Below are 16344 nucleotides of genomic sequence, written 5' to 3' on the forward strand. Positions count from 1 at the left end.
CGCCGAACCGCTGCTGACCGCCGAGCACGGGAGGCTCTCACCCGGGCAGGCCATGAGCGTGCGGCTGTCCCTTCCCCCGTCCGTGTACTCCGCCGACCACACGGCCCGGGACGAGGGCTCCGCCCAGCCCGAACCGCCCTCCGCCGACCTCCTCTCCACGGCCGTCGTCGCCATGATCTTCCCCTGCCTCCTGGGGCTGGTGCTCGGGCTGAACCACCTGGCCGAGTACTTCCTCGAACGCAAGGGCTGGTCGGGGAGCGGCTCCCGGGGCGGAGGCATCGGCGGCGGAGGCGTCGGCGTCGGCGCCGGTGGGGGCGGTGGTGGCGGAGGAGGCGGCGGCGCCGGTGGGGGCGGTGGCGGTGGCGGCGGTGGCTGACCGCGGCGCGGACCGCACCGGAGGACTGCGGGGCGACCCCGCTGACCTGTGGCGGAGGGGAAAGAGCGGGGCGGGGGCTTGCCACGGCAGCCAAACCGAATACAGTTCGGTTTAGAACCGTCACCCACGTCCCTGGAGGACCCCCGTGGCCGAGGCATACATCGTCGGCGCAGTACGCACCCCCGTCGGCACGAAGAAGGGCGCGCTCGCGGCCGTGCACCCCGCGGACCTCGGGGCGCACGTGCTCAAGGAACTCGTCACGCGCACCGGGGTCGACCCGGCCGCGGTCGAGGACGTCGTCATGGGCTGCGTGACCCAGGCCGGGCCGCAGGCCCTCGACCTGGCCCGCACCGCCTGGCTGTCCGCCGGGTTCCCCGAGTCCGTCCCCGGCGTCACCATCGACCGCCAGTGCGGCTCCTCCCAGCAGGCCGTGCACTTCGCCGCCCAGGGCGTGATGTCCGGGACCCAGGACCTGGTCGTGGCCTCCGGCGTGGAGAACATGGGCATGGTCCCCATGGGCGCCAACGTCCAGTTCGCCATCGACAACGGCCTGGGCCTGTACGGCGAGGGCTGGGTCGAGCGCTACGGGACGCAGGAGATCTCCCAGTTCCGGGGTGCCCAGCTCATGTGCGAGAAGTGGGGCTACAAGCGCGAGGAGCTGGAGCGCTTCGCCCTGGAGAGCCACCAGCGCGCGGCGCGGGCGATCGAGGACGGCCGCTTCGACGACCAGATCGCGCCCCTGGCCGGGGTCGCCCGGGACGAGGGCGTGCGCGCCGACACCACCCTGGAGAAGATGGCGGGCCTCAAGCCGCTGCGGGAGGGCTGGGAGCTCACCGCCGCCGTCGCCAGCCAGATCTCCGTGGGCGCGGGCGCGGTCCTGCTCGCCTCCGAGCGGGCCGTGCGCGAGCACGGCCTGACCCCGCTCGCCCGGATCGTGCAGCTGTCCCTCGTCGGCGATGACCCGGTGTACATGCTCACCGCGCCCATCCCCGCGACCCGGATCGCGCTGGACAAGGCCGGGCTGACCATCGACGACATCGACGTCACCGAGATCAACGAGGCCTTCGCGCCCGTTCCGATGTCCTGGATCGAGGAGCTGGGCGCGGACCCGGCGAAGGTGAACCCCAACGGCGGCGCGATCGCCCTGGGCCACCCGCTGGGCGCGACCGGAGCCGTCCTGATGACCAAGCTGGTCAACGAGCTGCACCGGTCCGGTGGCCGCTACGGCCTCCAGACCATGTGCGAGGGCGGCGGGCAGGCCAACGTCACCGTCATCGAACGGGTCTGAGGACGCCCGGGGACGGGATTGACCCCGCGTGCGGCTGGAATTCACGCGGTCGCACGCGGGGCTGTCCCTCTTCCGGCCTCACCCCGACCGGGGCTTCGGTGGCTGGTACCCGGTGTGGGCGGGCCAGATGTTGTGGTTGCGGTGGAAGACGTTGTCCGGGTCGAACTCCCGCTTGACCTCGGCCAGGCGCTGGTGGTTGTCCAGGCCGCGCCCGGCCACGACGCGCTCGGAGCCCTCGTCCCCGACGAAGTTCAGGTAGACGTCCCCGGTCCGCCAGGGCTCGGTGTCCTCGCACACGCCGTGCACCCAGTCACGCGCGTGGTGGTCGTCGGCCGGGTCCTCCCACATCGCCAGCGGGTGTACGGCCCACGCGGCGTGCCGCCACGGCACGGGGTAGTCGGCCTTCGACCGGTCCATCGCGCCGCCGAACGGGAAGAGGACGTGCTGGGTCGGGGAGGGGACCAGCATCTGGTGGGCACGGGCGCAGAACCTCTCGATGAACTCGTCCGGCAGCGAGTTCAGGTGCTCCACCGACCAGTAGTTGCGGTAACCGGGCGGGTCGTCCAGGGCCTTCTGCGCCTCCGCGTAGGGCATGTCGGTGAGGAGTTCGGCCTCGGCGCCCATCCGCGTGAGCGGAGCGGCCAGGTCCCGGAGCATCCTCTCGTCGCCCACGCAGGTCAGCACGACCGCGCACATGAGCGTGCCGACCAGTTCGTCGGGGATGAACGGTTCCGGCTGGGGGACCAGGTAGATGACACCGCCGCCGAGTTCGTCGGGGGCCTCGTCCATGAGGTTCCGGTACACGCGGACCACACCGGGACCGGTGTCGGGGTGGAAGAGGAGCAGCCCGAGCGAGAACCTCGGCAGCGGGTGGAGGCGGAAGGCCAGTTGGGTGGCGACGCCGAAGTTGCCGCCGCCTCCGTGCAGGGCCCAGAACAGCTCCGGGTTCTCCCCGGCCGAGGCGTGCACCCGATCCCCCTCGGCGGTCACCAGGTCCACGTTGAGCAGGTTGTCGCAGGCCAGGCCGAACTTGCGTTCCAACCACCCCGAGCCTCCGCCGAGCGCGAAGCCGGCGACGCCCGTGGTCGACACGCGGCCCCCCGTGGTGGCCAGCCCGAACGGTGCGGTGGTCGCGTCCAGGTCGCGCATGAGGGCGCCCCCGCCGACCCTGGCCTCCATCGCCTCCGGGTCCACCGTCACGGAGTGCATGCGGCGCAGGTCGATGACCAGGCCGCCGTCGGTGAGCCCCATGCCCGCGACGCTGTGGCCACCGCCGCGCACGGAGAGCTCCAGGTCCTCCTCGCGCGCGCATTCGACGCAGCGGCGCACGTCGTCGACGGACGCGCACTCGGCGATGGCGCTCGGGTGTAGATCGATCATCCCGTTGAAGACCGTGCGGGCGTCCTCGTACTCGGGGCCACCGGGGGTGAGCACCGGGCCGGTCAGCCTGGAACGGAGGGCTTCGAGCGCGGTGTCGGACATCGCTGCCTTGAGCTGGGCCATGGCTGTCTCCCTCGCCGTGGCGCGGCCGGAGCGGCGCGGGCCGGGCGTGCCGCTGTTCCCTACCTCTCAGCGTAGGCCCGCGACCCGCCGCGAAATAAGCCCACTTTGAACGAAAATTGCCTGATCATACGTGCTCAGTGGCGGTCCGGCGGCGAGCACGCCGCCTTCTTCCGCTCCTGGGCGCGCTCCTTCATCGCGGCCCGCTCCTCGGCCGTGAACCCTTGCAAACCACCACGGAGACCGGGTCGGTGGCCGGGGCCGACGGGCCGGGGCTCGTCAGGAGTTCTCCGGGCCCGGCTCGGGGGGCTTCGTGTGGAGGACCGCGCGGGCCTGCTCCGCGGCGCGGAGGATGCTCTCGCTGATGAAGTCGCTGAAGCGGGCCATGTTCTCCAGACGGACGGCGGCCGGAGTGCCGTGTCCGAGGACGCTGACGCCCTGCCGCGCGGTCTCGGCGATCCGGGTCATACCGCGGGCGCCGTCGATCGTCGACTGGTACCAGACGTCGTCGTCGACGAGGTAGCGCTCACGGCGGCCCTCGTCGCGCTGGCGGCGGATGAGGCCCTGCTGTTCGAGGAGGGCGATCGACTTGGAGACGGACGCCGGGCTGACCTGGAGGCGCCCGACGAGTTCGGACGCGGTGAGGCTGCCGGCGTCGGCGACGAAGAGGCAGGCCAGCACCCGGGCNCCATCTTGGGCAGTCCCTGGTGCATCAGGAGGGTCGTGAACGTCTCCTCGTACTCGCGTACGGCCTCGTCGTCGCGCCCGTGCTCGCGCGGTGCCCGCTGTCCCCCGGGCGGGGTCTGCCTGCGCCGGTGGGCGCGGCGCTCGGTGGCGCGCTGCGCCAGGTCGGCGCGGTAGCCGGTGGGACCGCCGTTGCGCATCACCTCGCGCGTGACCGTCGAGGTGGGGCGCTCCAGACGCCGGGCGATCTCCGCGTAGGCCAGGCCGTCGGCCAGTCCCAGCGCGATCTGCTGACGTTCCCGTTGGGTGAGTCTGCCTCCCGGCACCGTGGTCTCCCTTCGCGCTTCCCCGATGCCGGCAGCGTAGCGTTCGCTCATGCTCAATGCAACAGACAGAGTGCCCGTTGTTGCGTTAGATCTACATCCATTGCAACGAAATATGTGTTTTTACCTGCTGTGATACTGATCCTTCGCAACGAAGTAGTTGTCAGATTCTAAAACGCAACGTAGCTTTTCCTTTGTCGGAAACAAAGAGCGCGCAAGGAGAGCATGATGCAGAAGTTCGACACCCCCGCCCCGGTCTCCGCCGTCGTGAACATCCCCGCCGGGCGTATCCAGGTCATCGCCGCCGACCGGTCCGACACCACGGTCGAGGTCCGGCCCGCCGACGCCGCCAAGGGCCGCGACGTCAAGGCGGCGGAGCGGGTCGCGGTCGCCTACGCCGACGGTGTCCTGCGGATCGAGGCCCCGGAGACGAAGAACCAGTACTTCGGTCCCTCCGGGGCCGTGGAGGTCACGATCCAGGTGCCCGCCGACTCCCGGGTCGAGGCGAGGGCGGAGGCCGCCGAGTTCCGGGGAGTGGGGCGCCTCGGTGACATCGACGTCGAGGGCGCGACCGGCGCGGTCAAGGTCGACGAGGCCGCGAGTGTGCGCCTCACCGCCTTCGAGGGCGTCTCGGTCGGCCGTCTGGGCGGTCCCGCGCGGATCAGCACCCAGAAGGGCGACATCCGGATCACTGAGGCCGTCTCCGGCGCCGTCGTGCTGCGCACCCGGATGGGCGACGTGACCATCGGCGCCGCGCCGGGGGTCTCCGCCAGCCTGGACGCCGGTACCTCCTACGGCCGGATCCACAACGCCCTGGCCAACACCGACGGGGCCGACGCCGCCCTGACCATCAGCGCGACCACCGATCAGGGCGACATCACCGCCCGCGGCCTGTAACGCACCCGACCGCGATCCACCAGGTTCCCGGACCCGCGGCCGCGATCCGCGCGCGGGTCCCGCCGCGCCCGCGCCAGACGCCCGACACCACCGGAAGGACCCCCTCATGACGAAGAACGGCACCCCCTCGACCAGCGCGAGGTGGACCGGCATGGTGCCGGTCGACGACACGGCCCTGGCCGTCACCGACACCGGCGGCCCCGGCGCCCCGGTGATCTACCTCAACGGCCAGTTCGCCACCCAGGGGTACTGGCGGAGGACCATCACCGAACTGGGACCGGACTGGCGGCACATCACCTACGACGAGCGGGCGCGCGGCAGGAAGTCGAGGCGTTCGGCGGACTACTCCTTCGAGGCCGCGGTCCGGGACGTCGACGCGGTTCTCACGGCCAGGGGCGTGGACCGGGCGCTGCTGGTGGGCTGGTCCTACGGGGCGTTCGTCGCGGCGCACTGGGCCAGCCGGAACCCGGAGCGCGCCGTGGGCGCGGTCCTGGTCGACGGCGCGTTCCCGTACGACTGGCTCGACGGGGCCATGGAGCAGCGGATCCGGACGCTGTTCCGGCGGGTCGCCTGGTTGACGCCGTTGCTGCGCCCCACGGGCCTCCTCCCGCGGATGACCGCCGAACAGATGGCCGACAGCAACATCGAGCTCGGCAGGATCTCCCGCGAGCGCGAACTGGGTCCCGTGCTGGACGCCGTCACCGTTCCGACCCGGTACGTGGTCGCCTCGGGGACCTCCTTCGGAAGCCGCGGTGACGAGCAGGAGCGGACTCGCACCAGCCTGGACGGGGTCACGGCCCGCAACCCGGACATCGAGGTCCACGCGAAGGTCGCCAGCAACCACGGCGCGATCCTGCGCAGGGACTACCGAGCCGTCGCCGAGGCCGTACGCGAGGTCGCCGACCTCGACGTCGGTCGGAGCTGAGGAACGGGTGTCCTGCGGTCGGCTCTCCACGCTTCACCCACGGCCGAGGTGACGTGGCATGCGGATGACGCGCTGGTCCGGCGGGTGGAGTGCGCCGCTCGGCGCACGGAACACCCGCGTCAGCGGCCGGTGAGCGCCGGACCCCCGACCCCGCGCACCAGACCCAGCCACTCGGCCATCCGGGCGAGTTGGTCGGTGAGCTGGTCGAGCGTGTCGGCGGGCGCGTCCTCCTCCAGCGTGATCCGCTGCGCCAGCAGCACTCCCTCGGCGCGGTCGGCCTTGAGGTCGACCCGGGCCACGAGCCGGTCCCCCAGCAGGAACGGCAGCACGTAGTACCCGTGCACCCGCTTGGCCGCCGGAACGTAGATCTCCAGCCGGTACCGGAACCCGAACAGCTCCTCGGTGCGGTCGCGGTGCCAGACCAGCGAGTCGAACGGGCTGAGCAGCGCGCGGGCCTCGACCCGGCGCGGCACGCGGGCGTCCCGGTGCAGGTACGCGGGCCTCTGCCAACCCTCGACGGTGACCGGGACCAGCTCGCCCGAATCCACCAGGTCCCGGACGGCCGCCTTGGACTCGTCGGGTCGCAGCCGGAAGTAGTCCCGCAGGCTCGGCTCGGTCGCCACCCCGTGCGCGCGGGCCGAGATCGCGACCAGCTCGCGGTGGGCGTCGGCGGGCTCGGGGAGGGGGACGCCGCGCAGGTCCGGGGGCAGGACGCGCTCGGTCAGGTCGTAGCGGCGCTCGAACTGGCCGTTGCGCCCGTCGACCATGACGTCACCCACCCAGAACAGGTACTCCAGGCACTTCTTCACCTCCGACCAGTTCCATCCCCAGTGGTCCTTGGCGCGTGGAAGGTCGTGGGCCAGCGCCGCCTCCACCTCGCGGGCGGTGGCGGGCCCGATCCGGGCCACCTCCTCATGCACCGCCTTGACCAGCTCCGGTTTCTCGCGCTGGACGGCGTTGATCCACCCCGCGTCGGTGCGGGCCCGGTTCTGTTCCATCCGGCACCGCATCAGCTGCCGGGTGGCGGGCGGGATCAGGCTGGCCTCGTGCGCCCAGCACTCCACCAGACGCGCGGCGCTGGTGCGCGCCTTCGTCGTGGTGGCCCGGTTCAGCATCGCCTGGTCGTAGTTCCCGAGCCGGGCGAACACCGGCAGGTACTGGCTGCGCGCCAGGACGTTCACGCTGTCGATCTGCACGACGCCCACCCTGCGCACGACCCGGGCGAGGTGCGTGAGCGTCGGCTGCCCGGTTGGAGCGGGATCGGCGAAGCCCTGGGCGGCGAGGGCGATCCGGCGCGCCTGGGCGAGGGAGAGTTCCGCGTCGCGGCGGGGGTGCGGTTCGGCCATCCGAACACGCTAACCCCCGCCTACGACAAGTTCGCGGCGCAGGTCGACGAGGCCTTCGCCCGGTCAGCCCATCCTGCGGTGCTGGTCCGGCAGCTCCGAGGGCCCCGGTTCGGCTGGACCGATGAGCGGGCCGGGCAGGGACGGGTCGAGCACCCCCTCCTCCAACCAGCTGTAGGAGTCGTCCATCATCCGGCGGGACAGTTTGCCGTCCACGTCGTCGGTGTTGGACCACAGATCGGTGAAGAGCGCCTCGATCCGCAGTCGCGCCTGGCGGCAGAACGCGTCGGCCAACTCGAACGGGGTGTCCCCGCGCTCGGGGTGGGCGTCGGCGTCGTACCGGGCGCGCACCGCGACGGCGCTCATCGCGAACAGCTCGGCGCCGATGTCCACGATCCGGGCGAGGAACCCCTGCTTGACCTCCAGCCTCCCCTGCCACCGCGACATCCCGTAGAACGTCGACCGCGCCAGCCTGCGCGCCGTCCGCTCGACGAACCGCAGATGCCCGGCGATCGGCCCGAACTCGGCGAACGCCGACGGCACCTGTCCCTGCCCGACCACGAGCGTGGGCAGCCACTTGGCGTAGAACCCGCCCGCCCTGGCCAGCGCCCGCGCCCGGTCCGCGCGGTCGGCCCCGGGGTCGATGAGGTCCCCGGCGACGGACAGGTGAGCGTCCACGGCCTCCCGTGCGATGAACAGGTGCATGACCTCCGAGGACCCCTCGAAGATCCGGTTGATGCGCAGGTCGCGCAGCATCTGTTCGGCGGGCACGCCGCGCTCGCCGCGCGCGGCCAGCGATCCGGCGGTCTCGTAGCCGCGCCCGCCGCGGATCTGCACGAGGTCGTCGGCGATCGCGTACGCGTGCTCGGACGCCCACAGCTTGGCGATCGCCGCCTCGATGCGGATGTCGGCGCCCTTGTCGTCGGCGAGCTGGCTGGCCAGGTCGAGCATCGCCTCCATGGCGTAGGTGGTGGCGGTGATGTAGGAGATCCGTTTGGCCACCTCCTCGTGCCTGCCGATGGGGCGGCCCCACTGGACCCGTTCGCGGGACCACTCGCGGGCGATCCGGGTGGACCACTTGCCCGCCGCCACGCAGAGCGCGGGCAGGGAGAGCCGCCCGGTGTTGAGCGTGGACAGGGCGATCCGCAGCCCCTGGCCCTCCTTCCCGATCCGGTTGGCGGCCGGGACCCGCACCCGGTGCAGCCGGGTGACGCCGTTCTCCAGGCCGCGCAGGCCCATGAAGCGGTTGCGGTGCTCCACGGTGATGCCGGGGGAGTCGCCCTCGACCACGAACGCCGTGATGCCGCCCCGGTGCCCGGGGCCCTCCGGGACGCGGGCCATGACGACGAGCAGGTCGGCGACCACCCCGTTGGTGGTCCAGAGCTTGACGCCGTCGAGGACGTACTCGTCGCCGTCCTCGCTGGGCGTGGCGGTGGACCGCAGCCGCGCGGGGTCGCTGCCGACGTCGGGCTCGGTGAGCAGGAACGCGCTGATGTCCGAGCGCGCGCAGCGGGGAAGGAAGGCCCGCTTCTGCTCCTCGGTGCCGAACATGGAGACCGGCTGCGGGACGCCGATGGACTGGTGAGCGGACAGCAGGGCGCCGATCGCGGGGGAGACCGAGCCGACCAGGGTGAGGGCGCGGTTGTAGTAGAGCTGGCTGAGCCCCAGCCCGCCGTACTCGGTGGGGATCTTCATCCCGAGGGCGCCGAGTTCGCGCAGACCGTTCACCACCTCGTCGGGGATGCGCTCGTCGAGTTCGATGCGCTGGGGGTCGATCTCCCGGCAGAACCCCCGGAGCCGGTCGAGGAAGGCCTCCCCGGCCTCGACGGAGGCGGGGTCGGGTTCGGGGAGGGGGTGGATCAGGTCCAGCCGGAGCCGCCCCAGGTACAGCTCCCTGGCGAAGCTGGGGCGGGTCCACTCGGCCTCGCGCGCCTGCTCCGCCACGGCCCGCGCCCGCCGTTCGTCGACCTCGGGCGCGTCGGTGGGAGTGGTGCCGGGTTCGACGGTCGACATGGATCGCTCACCTCATCGAGGGAAGGGTTGTGTCCTGTATCACAGCACTACCCGTCGGTGTTCGATCTGACGCCCGGTCGGGCCTCCTGTGGATACGGGCCGACAGCCTCCGTAGAGAAAAGTTCGGGCTGATGCGAACCGCGGGGAGGGCTCGTACGTCAAAGGAGACGCGACACAAACCACCGAGCGTGTGCTGGGAGTCGCACAGCCCCGGTGCGGAGGACGGCCGCACCGGGGCCCACCACCGCCTGGGCGCCGCCTCGCGAGAGGGCGGGGTTCTCCCCTTCCCGTCGCCCACCACCACCCGCGGCCCGCCTCACCGTTGCCGTGCGTGTCGGTCGTATGGCCTAGCCTTTTCCTGTGCGTATCGCGACATGGAATGTGAACAGTGCCCGGGCCAGGGCGGAGCGGATCGGCGCCTGGCTCGACCGCAGCGACGTCGACGTGCTCGCCGTCCAGGAGACCAAGGCCCGGGACGACCAGTTCCCCGCCGCCGTCTTCACCGACCGTGGCTACGAGGTGGCCCACTTCGGCCTCTCCCAGTGGAACGGGGTCGCGATCGCCTCCCGCGTCGGCCTGGAGGACGTCCAGACCGGCTTCCCCGGGCAGCCCGGGTACGGGGAGCCCGAGGAGGTCGAGGCGCGGGCGATCGGCGCCGTCTGCGGCGGCGTGCGGGTCTGGAGCCTGTACGTGCCCAACGGCCGCGAGATCGACCACCCGCACTACGCCTACAAGCTGCGCTGGCTGGAGGCGCTGCGCGAGGCGAACTCCGCCGACCTGGCCGCGGACCCGGACGCGCAGATCGCCCTCATGGGCGACTTCAACATCGCGCCCCAGGACGACGACGTGTGGGACATGGCCGAGTTCGAGGGCAAGACGCACGTCACCGAGCCCGAGCGCGCCGCGTTCGCCAAGCTCGTCGACGCCGGGTTCGACGACGTCGTCCGCAGGTACGCTCCCGGCCCGGGGGTGTACACCTACTGGGACTACAAGGCGCTGTCCTTCCCCAAGAGGAAGGGCATGCGGATCGATTTCGTGCTGGCCTCCCCCGCGCTGGGCGGCCGGGTCAGCGGCGCCGTGATCGACCGCGAGGAGCGCAAGGGCAAGGGGCCCTCCGATCACGCCCCCGTGATCGTCGAGCTGGACGGTGAGAAGGAGACGAGCGAGTGAGCACACCGAGGATCGCCGTCTTCGGCAGCGTGAACATGGACCTGGTGGCCTACGTCGACCAGGTGCCGTCCTCCGGTGAGACGGTCGCCGGAACCGACTTTCGCCAGGTGCCCGGCGGCAAGGGCGCCAACCAGGCGGTCGCCGCCGCGCGGGCCGGTGCCGAGGTGGCCTTCCTCGGCGCCGTGGGCGAGGACTCCTTCGGCGGCGAACTGCGCGCCAACCTCCTCGACAGCGGTGTCGACGTGTCCGGGCTGCGCACCGTGCCCGGGGTGTCCGGCGTGGCGCACATCGTCGTGGACGGCTCGGGCGGCAACCAGATCATCGTGGTCCCGGGCGCCAACGGCGAGGTGCGGGACACGGTCGAGGGCGACGCGGGGATCATCGAGGGCAGCGCCGCGCTGCTGCTCCAGCTCGAACTGCCGATGGAGGCGGTCGTGGCCGCCGCGCGCACGGGCGGCGCCCTGGGCGTGCCGGTCTACCTGACCCCGGCGCCCGCCCGCGATCTGCCCGACGAGCTGCTGGAGTGCGTGGACGTGCTCGTCCCCAACCAGCACGAGGCCGCCGCGATCACCGGTCGCACCGAGCCCCGGGAGGCCCTGGCGGCCCTGTTGGAGCGCGTGCCGGAGGTGCTGCTGACCCTGGGCGAGGACGGGTGCCTGTTCGGGCGGCGAGGAGTGGAGCCGGTGCATGTCCCGGCGCGGAAGGTGACCGCCGTGGACACGACCGCGGCCGGGGACACCTACTGCGGATCGTTCGCCGTGGCGCGGGCGGAGGGGCGCTCGCCGGAGGAGGCGATGCGGTTCGCCGCCGCGGCCGCCGCGCTGTCCGTCCAGCGGCCGGGCGCGAGTTCGTCGATGCCCGCGCGCGAGGAGGTCGAGGCGCTGCTGGCCGAGTGAGCCCGGCCTCGGCCGGGTGGGTCCGCCGCGGGCGGTGGGGGTCAGCGGCGGTACCTGCGGACCTCTCCCGGTGCGGTGTGGTCCAGCCAGGTGCCGTCGCCGAGCGGGGCCAGGCCGGTACCGGTCCGGGAGGTCAGGGGGAGGCGCCCGAGTACCCGGCCGTCGCCGACGCGCACGAGATGGTTCTCGTGGAAGTCCTCGGAGAGCTCGCCGTCGCCTTCCCGGACGACGCGCTCTCCGTGGACGGAGACGACGGCCGTGCCGTCGTCGACGAAGTCCGCGAGGTACGTCCCGACGAACAGCGTCTCGAACTCCTCCTCGTCGTAGCCGAAGGCGCCGACGTCCAGTTCACGGATCAGCTCTCCGTCGGGGAAGGAGCGGAACTCGACGGAGCCCTCCTCATCGGAGAGGGAGAACACACGGCCGTTCGGGGACAGGTCCCTCAGGAACGAGAAGAGCGCGTCGTACTCGTGGAGACCGAGGGTGTCGCCGTTCAGCCGGGCACGGAAGGTGCGGCCGCCGTCCTGTCCTTCGGCGACGCCGACCAGTACGTGCTTCCCGTCCGGGTGCGGACGGAGTTCGGCTCCGTGTCCCGAGCTCTTCAGGTCGGCCTCAGCCAGGACCGCGCCGTCGGCGGCGCCGAGTGCCAGGAGCCGGTCGGTGCCCTGTCTCATGTGCGGGTTCCGGTCCAGGAGGCGGTCCGTCTCCGCTGAGAGACCACGCCTCATGGGGACGAGAGGTCCTCGTCGGTAGACCCACAGGGTCGTCCCGTCGGCGGAGAACGCGCATGTTCCCGAGCCGGTCAGCAGGGGACCGTCCGCGCTCTCCACTTCGAGGGAGCGCTGCCAGAGGACGGCTCCCCCACGGTCGACGCAGACCAGCTCCTCGCGGGTGTGGTAGGCCGCGCGGCTGAGATCCGGGGCCGCGGCGTGCTCGCGTGCCGTCTCCACGGCCGGATAACGGGCGGCGGGCTCGACCACCGCGCCGTCCTCGGCCGGCGGGGCGGTGAACGCGTAGGCGCGGATCTCGTCGCCGGAGGCGAGCGTGGCGATCCGGTGGGGCATCGGGTCCTTCCTCCCCAGCGGTGCGTGTGGTGTCGCCGAGCCCTCACCCCGGCCTCGCCAGGGTATCCGGCGCGCCTGGTCCCCCGCTCAGGAGGTGGTGTGGCCGATCCGCTCCAGGAAGGGAGCGGGGTCCTGGTTCTGGACGCGGACCTCCAGGACGATGTCGACGTCGTCGCCGATCAGGCGTCCGCCCCAGGGCAGGTCTCCGCCGTCGCCCACGCCGAAGTCGGAGAGCCGGACGCGGGTGGTCGCGGAGAAGAAGTGGCCGTGGGTGTCGTCGGGGGAGGCGTGGTCCGGCGCGTCGCCCACCCAGCGGGCGTCGAGGGTGACCGGGGCGGTGGAGCCGTGGATGGTCAGGTCGCCGTGGAGGAGGAAGGCGTGCCGCCCCCGGCGGCCGGGCTCGATCCCGGTGGAGGCGAAGTGGATCTCGGGGTACCGGGCCACGTCGAGGAAGTCGGCGGAGCGCAGGTGGGCGTCACGGGCGCCCACACCGGTGTTGACGCTGTCCGCGCGCAGGACGACCTCCGCCGAGGAGTCGGCCGGAGCCTCGCCGATGTCGAACCGGCCCTCGGCCTGGCCGAAGGTCCCCTGCACTCGGCCGAAGCGCAGGTAGTGGGCGACGAAGATCAGGCTGGAGTGCAGAGGGTCGAGGTACCAGGTCCCAGGCCCTGGACCCACCTCGGCGGGGAAGTCAGCCATACGAAATCTCCCGTTTGTCGCTTATGTGGCTTTTGCCCACAGTAGGTGGGACGCCGACCCGGCTTGAGGGGTTTCGGTCCGGTGGGCGCGAGACATTCGACTCCCACCCGGGCGGGAACGGACACACCCCTTCTGACGAGGGACGACACACGCCATGAGCGGTTCGGGAGGAAGTGCGGCCACAAGCGGCCACGGCACACCCGGGAGAACCGACGACAGGGAGCCCCGTGGACGCACGGGAGGCCGGAGCCCTTCGGCCCCGGCCTCCCGGTGGTCCCTGACGCGGCGTGTCGAACGGCGCGCCGGACGTGGCGGCTACATGTGCTCGGGAGCCTCCACGCCCAGCAGGTCCAGACCCTGGACCAGGACCCGCAGCGCGACCGCGACCAGTGCCAGCCGCGACTCGCGCTGCTCCTCGGTCTCGGCGGTGAGCACCGGGCAGTGCTCGTAGAACGCCGTGAGCGCCTGGCCGAGGTCGAACAGGTACGCGCACAGGCGGTGCGGCTGGAGGAGGTCGCCGACCTGGGCCACGACCCCGCCGAACGCCAGCAGCTTCAGCGCGAGGTCGCGCTCGGCGCCCTCCGCGACGGCGATCTGGCCGCGCGCCTGGGCCGGGTCCAGTCCGCCCTTGCGGAAGATGGAGCGGATCCGCGCCTGCGCGTACTGGAGGTAGGGGCCCGTGTTGCCGGTCAGCGCCAGCATGCGGTCGAAGTCGAAGGTGTACTCGGTGTCGTGCGAGACCGACAGGTCCGCGTACTTCACCGCGCCGATGCCGACCTTGTCCGCGATCGCGGCCCGCTCCTCGGCGCTGAGGTCGGGGCGGTTCTCCGCGACGACCGCAGCGGCGCGCTCCACTGCCTCGTCCAGCAGCGCCATGAGCCGGATCGGGGCACCGCTGCGGGTGCGCAGGATCTTGCCGTCGCCGCCCAGCACGTTGCCGATCTGCACGTGGGTGGTCTCCACGCCGTCCGGCAGCCATCCGGCCTCGCGCGCGGTGGCCCACACCATCTTGAAGTGCAGCGCCTGCGGGGCGCCGACCACGTACAGGATGCGGTTCGCCTTGAGGTCCTCCACGCGGTGGCGCACGGTGGCCAGGTCGGTGGTGGCGTAGCCGTAGCCGCCGTCGCTCTTGCGGACGATGAGCGGCACCGGCTTGTCCTCGCGGCCGGTGAACTCGTCGAGGAAGACGCACAGGGCGCCGTCGCTGACCTCGGCGATGCCCTTGGTCTCCAGCTCGTCGCACACGTCGGCGAGCATGTGGTTGTACGTGCTCTCACCGGCCAGGTCATCGTCGGTGAGCGTCACGCCGAGCTTGGCGTAGACCTTGTTGAAGTAGACGCGGGACAGCCCGACGAGCTTGCGCCACAGCCGCAGCGTCTCCTCGTCGCCGCCCTGGAGGGCGACCACGCGGCGGCGCGCCCGGGGGGCGAAGTCGTCGGCGTCGGGGCCGGAGGAGTCGAACTTGACCCGGGCCGCCTGGTAGAAGGCGTTGGGGTCGGTGGTGAGCAGGTCGGCGTCGCCGGAGTCCTCGCCGACCTCCAGCAGGTGCTCGATGAGCATGCCGAAGGGGGTGCCCCAGTCACCGATGTGGTTCTGGCGGATGACGTTGTGGCCCAGGAACTCCAGGGTGCGGGCCAGGGAGTCGCCTACCACGGTGGTGCGCAGGTGCCCGACGTGCATCTCCTTGGCCACGTTGGGCGCGGAGTAGTCGACCGGGATGTTGAGCGACTCCTGCTCGGGGACGCCCAGACGGGGGTCGTCCAGCAGGTCGCGGGTCCGGGCGGCGATCCAGTCCTCGCGGAGGGTGAGGTTGATGAAGCCCGGCCCGCTGACCTCGACGTCGCGGCAGACGTCGGCCACGTCCAGGTGCTCCATGATCGCCGCGGAGACCTCGCGCGGCTTTCGGCCCAGTCGCTTGGCGAGGGCGAGGGCGGCGTTCGCCTGGTAGTCGGCGAACTGGGACGGGCGGATGACGGGGTCGGTGTCGGCGAACTCGGGGCCGAAGGCGGCGCCGAGGGCGGACTGGACCCGTCGCGAGAGTACTTCCTGCGGGTCGGCCATGCCACAAGCGTACCGACCGCCCCAGGCCCTCCCGGCCGGTCTCGGCGGTTCTCCGGGAGGGCGGATGTCAGCTCCCCTCCCTGCGGGCCCGCTTCACCTCGCGGTCGACGGACCAGGCGTCGGCGACGGGACCGAGGTGGTCGAGCTTGTCGGGGTTGGTGACGGACCGGATGGCCTGGATCCGCCCGTCGAGCACGTCGAGGGCCATGATGGAGAGGACCCCGCCGTCCCGGTCGCGGAAGATCGCGCCGGGCTGTCCGTTGACCTCGTGCGGCTCGCATGACACGTCGATCCGGAACAGCCAGGGGAAGACCGTGCCCAGCAGCCGGGCCACCTTCTCCGCGCCCACGATCGCCCTGGCCAGCTGCGGGGTCTTGCCGCCGCCGTCCCCGACCAGCCGCACGTCCGCGGTCAGCAGCTCCCGCAGTCCGCCGACGTCGCCCTCCTCCAGCGCGTCGAAGAACCGCGTCGCCAGCTCCCGCCGCTCCCGGCGATCCGCCGCGAACCGCGGCCTCCCGGCCTCCATGTGCCGCCGCGCCCGGACCAGCAGCTGTCGGCACGCCGCCTCCGAACGCCCCACCGTCGCGGCGATCTCGTCGAATCCGAAGGCGAACACCTCCCGCAGCACGAACACCGCCCGCTCCAGCGGGCTGAGCCGCTCCAGCAGCAGGAGCGCCGCCATCGACACCGAGTCGGCCAGCTCCACCGTCCGCGCCGGATCCTGGTAGGGATCGCTCAGGAGCGGCTCGGGAAACCACGGCCCGACGTACTCCTCACGCCGTACCCGCGCCGAACGCAGCACGTCGATCGAGATCCGCGTCACCGTGGTCGCCAGGAAGGCCTTGGCCGACGTCGGCCGGGTGGCCGACCCGTCGTAGCGCAGCCACGTCTCCTGCACCGCGTCCTCGGCCTCCCCCACACTGCCCAGAATCCGATAGGCGATCGAGAACAGCAGCGGCCGCAGCTCCTCGAACTCCTCGACCTCGTCCACGCCGTATCCCCTCCATGCCCGGAGCCCGGCGCCCTCGGGGGGACACCGGGCCGATCGGTGACTCCGTCTAGTGCTGTGGCCGGAAACGTTCGTCCGGGTCAGTGATCGGTGTCA

Annotated in this window: 13 protein-coding genes and 1 pseudogene; 6 read left to right on the forward strand and 8 right to left on the reverse strand. The window is 72.0% G+C overall.

The features are described from left to right. Both D471_RS41155 and D471_RS0114985 read left to right on the forward strand, forming a co-directional pair. The coding region (locus D471_RS41155; RefSeq protein ID WP_040689773.1) for a hypothetical protein at positions 1 to 376 on the forward strand (376 nt) is incomplete at its 5' end. Between the two features lie 145 nt (positions 377 to 521). Further along, the gene (locus D471_RS0114985; protein ID WP_017599366.1) at positions 522 to 1664 is read left to right on the forward strand and encodes an acetyl-CoA C-acetyltransferase; all 1143 of its coding nucleotides are present in this window, start codon (positions 522 to 524) and stop codon (positions 1662 to 1664) included. 78 nt (positions 1665 to 1742) lie between these two features. Here the strand turns inward: D471_RS0114985 and D471_RS0114990 are convergent, their stop codons facing one another. Continuing rightward, the gene (locus D471_RS0114990) at positions 1743 to 3167 is read right to left on the reverse strand and encodes an FAD-binding oxidoreductase (protein ID WP_017599367.1); all 1425 of its coding nucleotides are present in this window, start codon (positions 3165 to 3167) and stop codon (positions 1743 to 1745) included. A gap of 276 nt (positions 3168 to 3443) precedes the next feature. After that, positions 3444 to 4174, reverse strand: a pseudogene (locus tag D471_RS42745) (helix-turn-helix domain-containing protein). Positions 4175 to 4399: 225 nt separating this feature from the next. Here D471_RS42745 and D471_RS0115000 point away from each other — a divergent pair. Next, positions 4400 to 5068, forward strand: coding sequence for a DUF4097 family beta strand repeat-containing protein (locus tag D471_RS0115000; RefSeq protein ID WP_017599369.1), 669 nt, complete (start codon positions 4400 to 4402; stop codon positions 5066 to 5068). 106 nt (positions 5069 to 5174) lie between these two features. Further along, positions 5175 to 5993, forward strand: a complete 819-nt coding sequence (locus D471_RS0115005; protein ID WP_017599370.1) for an alpha/beta fold hydrolase — start codon at positions 5175 to 5177, stop codon at positions 5991 to 5993. Between the two features lie 119 nt (positions 5994 to 6112). Here the strand turns inward: D471_RS0115005 and D471_RS0115010 are convergent, their stop codons facing one another. Both D471_RS0115010 and D471_RS0115015 read right to left on the reverse strand, forming a co-directional pair. Further along, a complete protein-coding gene (locus tag D471_RS0115010) occupies positions 6113 to 7339 on the reverse strand; it encodes a winged helix-turn-helix domain-containing protein (protein WP_017599371.1) in 1227 nt (408 codons plus the stop codon). 63 nt (positions 7340 to 7402) lie between these two features. After that, positions 7403 to 9349: an acyl-CoA dehydrogenase family protein gene (locus D471_RS0115015; protein ID WP_017599372.1), complete on the reverse strand. Its 1947-nt coding sequence runs from the start codon at positions 9347 to 9349 to the stop codon at positions 7403 to 7405. 360 nt (positions 9350 to 9709) lie between these two features. Between D471_RS0115015 and D471_RS0115020 the strand changes: the two genes are divergently transcribed. Then, a complete protein-coding gene (locus tag D471_RS0115020; protein ID WP_083924226.1) occupies positions 9710 to 10519 on the forward strand; it encodes an exodeoxyribonuclease III in 810 nt (269 codons plus the stop codon). Beyond that, the gene (rbsK, locus tag D471_RS0115025; protein WP_017599374.1) at positions 10516 to 11415 is read left to right on the forward strand and encodes a ribokinase; all 900 of its coding nucleotides are present in this window, start codon (positions 10516 to 10518) and stop codon (positions 11413 to 11415) included. Before D471_RS0115020 ends, rbsK begins: the two co-directional genes overlap by 4 nt. A 41-nt stretch (positions 11416 to 11456) precedes the next feature. Here rbsK and D471_RS0115030 read toward each other — a convergent pair whose 3' ends face one another. The 4 genes from D471_RS0115030 to D471_RS0115045 form a co-directional block, all read right to left on the reverse strand. Then, entirely contained in the window at positions 11457 to 12479 is a 1023-nt protein-coding gene (locus tag D471_RS0115030; RefSeq protein ID WP_017599375.1) for an outer membrane protein assembly factor BamB family protein, read from the reverse strand. Between the two features lie 87 nt (positions 12480 to 12566). Further along, complete coding sequence (locus D471_RS0115035) at positions 12567 to 13178, reverse strand: YceI family protein (RefSeq protein WP_017599376.1); 612 nt, start codon at positions 13176 to 13178, stop codon at positions 12567 to 12569. Positions 13179 to 13493: 315 nt separating this feature from the next. Next, positions 13494 to 15239: an arginine--tRNA ligase gene (gene argS / locus D471_RS0115040; RefSeq protein WP_017599377.1), complete on the reverse strand. Its 1746-nt coding sequence runs from the start codon at positions 15237 to 15239 to the stop codon at positions 13494 to 13496. A gap of 67 nt (positions 15240 to 15306) precedes the next feature. Then, positions 15307 to 16230 carry an RNA polymerase sigma-70 factor gene (locus D471_RS0115045; RefSeq protein WP_017599378.1) on the reverse strand — a complete coding sequence of 308 codons (924 nt, stop codon included), beginning with the start codon at positions 16228 to 16230 and terminating at the stop codon, positions 15307 to 15309. Positions 16231 to 16344: the final 114 nt, after the last annotated feature.

This window comes from Nocardiopsis lucentensis DSM 44048 (assembly GCF_000341125.1).
GTDB lineage: Bacteria > Actinomycetota > Actinomycetes > Streptosporangiales > Streptosporangiaceae > Nocardiopsis > Nocardiopsis lucentensis.

Coding starts and splice junctions, on each gene's coding strand:
- D471_RS0114990 (WP_017599367.1), bottom strand. CDS start 3,167: ATGGCCCAGCTCAAGGCAGCGATGTCCGACACCGCGCTCGAAGCCCTC.
- D471_RS0115000 (WP_017599369.1), top strand. CDS start 4,400: ATGCAGAAGTTCGACACCCCCGCCCCGGTCTCCGCCGTCGTGAACATC.
- D471_RS0115005 (WP_017599370.1), top strand. CDS start 5,175: ATGACGAAGAACGGCACCCCCTCGACCAGCGCGAGGTGGACCGGCATG.
- D471_RS0115010 (WP_017599371.1), bottom strand. CDS start 7,339: ATGGCCGAACCGCACCCCCGCCGCGACGCGGAACTCTCCCTCGCCCAG.
- D471_RS0115015 (WP_017599372.1), bottom strand. CDS start 9,349: ATGTCGACCGTCGAACCCGGCACCACTCCCACCGACGCGCCCGAGGTC.
- D471_RS0115030 (WP_017599375.1), bottom strand. CDS start 12,479: ATGCCCCACCGGATCGCCACGCTCGCCTCCGGCGACGAGATCCGCGCC.
- D471_RS0115035 (WP_017599376.1), bottom strand. CDS start 13,178: ATGGCTGACTTCCCCGCCGAGGTGGGTCCAGGGCCTGGGACCTGGTAC.
- argS (WP_017599377.1), bottom strand. CDS start 15,239: ATGGCCGACCCGCAGGAAGTACTCTCGCGACGGGTCCAGTCCGCCCTC.